The 1,885-nt window shown below is 67.5% G+C and carries 1 pseudogene; it reads right to left on the bottom strand.

Annotated elements, in window-relative coordinates:
- Positions 1–1,885 (bottom strand): annotated as a pseudogene (locus EC845_RS01250) (S-layer family protein); the annotation flags it as partial.

Raw genomic sequence — 1,885 nt, 5'->3', positions numbered from 1 at the left:
GATGCAGATGCAGATGCAGATGCCGATGCACTTTCACTTGCACTTGCGGCTCCCGATGCGGACCCCGATGGCGACTTCGACGACGCTGGGCGCACCGAGGCGGAGACGGATGCCGCCCCATCGCCCGACGACCCACTCGGCTCGGGCGCAGGCAAGGGCTGCGTCGTGATCGCCCCCCGGTTCCTGATGGCCTGCTGCCCGTCCTGGTCCCAGCCCATGCCCGCGGCGATCTCGACCGTCTGGCCTCGCACGTACACGTTCTTGCCCTCGACGCCCGCGCCCTGGCTCCTGAACGCCCCGCCGGCATCGAGCACGACGTCGCCCCCCGAATGGATGCCCCCCTCGATTCCAGCCATGGCCGCATTCGTGAGCGAGCCCTTCGCACGCACAGACACCCCGGACCCCGCCGAGATCTGCGCATCGATGTTATTCACGTTCGTGGCATCGATCACCACCTGGCCCCGCGCCGCCACCGAGGCACCGGCTGCCGCATGGCTCGCATCGCTCCCCTGCCGGTATGCCTGCAGCGTCTTGTCCGCCAGGTACACCTTGGGCACCAGCGCCTGCCGCCCTTCGACGTTCTCGGCCACGTACCACACGATGTCGCGGTCGAGCTGCGCGAGCTGCTGCGCGCTGGGCTCGACGCCCACCTCCAGCTTCAGCCCCGCCGAGACCTTGACGGCGTTGTCCATGAGCGACTTGACCAGCCCCGCGCCCGACAGCCCGTCGCGCGACGTCAGCAGTCCGCCCACGGCCTGCTGGATGGCCCGCGTGAGCAGCACCGTGGTGGTGTAGCTGTCGGCGAGCACCGGCACGGGCGTGTTGCTCGCAAAGCCGATCTGCTTGAGGAAGTAGTCGCTGCCGTAGTACTGGCTCTGGTCGATGTACTGCATCCGCGTTTCATACAGCGGCACCACGGTGAGCGTCGTGGGCGCAGGCGCTTTTGCCCTGCCTGCACTGCCGTCACCGCCATCGCCGAGACCGGCCACACTCTGCGACCCCCCTTGCGATTGAGCGTTGCCGCCTGCCAGGGGGTTCGGCTGCACCAGCCGTGCACCGAGTCCACCCAGTCCGCTCTGCGTGTCGAGCGCCTGCTTCACCCCCTTGCCGAGGTTCGACAGCCCGTCGGGCTGCCCCAGGACGGTGGGCACACGCTTGTCGCCGACCATGACGGTGACCGTGCGCTGTTCGGGCGAGACGGCCGATCCATTGCTGAACGAGCCTTCGCTCTGGTAGAAGTTGCGGCCGACCGCCACATCCGACTTCTTGTCGGCAAAGAACTGGAACGTCGGACCTTTCTGGCCCAAGCCCTTGAAGTCCGTCCAGCGCTGTCGGATCGTGTCGAAGCTCTGCGTCTTCCAATCCGGCCGCAGCGCCGCACTCAGCGCCGTCGCCAGCTGCGCCGGCATCTTGCCGCCGCTCGCATACTCCTGCAGCGTCACGAGCACCCGGTCGTCGTACCAGTCGTAGGGGCCCATGCCGTGCGAGCGGCTCGGCTGCCCCAGGGTCTCTTCCAGAAACGCATACAGGTTGCCGTAATCCCGGCTGTCTCCGTCCCACAGCGAGGTGTCGAGCGTGGAGTAGGGCTTGGCATGCATGCGCACCGGGCCGCTGCCCTTGAAGTAGTCCATCACGCCGAGCGTCCTGTCTGCAGCGCTGTTGACGAAGTTCCCCGTGACCGCCAGATCCCGCCCCGCCTGGATGTCGCCGCCTTCGTTGCGCACCGTGCCCGAGGGGCCCTTCATGGTCAGCACCATGTCGCGGCCCGACTGGATCACGCCGCCCTTCGCTCGCTTGAGGTCGGACGACAGCTCGGTCAGGCCGTTGAACTGCAGCGTGTAGCGCTCGTAGCGCGCCGAGTGGTAGTAGTCGTAGACATGGCGCC

The sequence above is a fragment of the Comamonas sp. BIGb0124 genome, from assembly GCF_003752175.1.
Classification (GTDB): Bacteria; Pseudomonadota; Gammaproteobacteria; order Burkholderiales; family Burkholderiaceae_C; genus Comamonas_F.
Note: the sequence above shows the minus strand (reverse complement) of the source record. Positions and strands in the feature narration are given on the sequence as shown.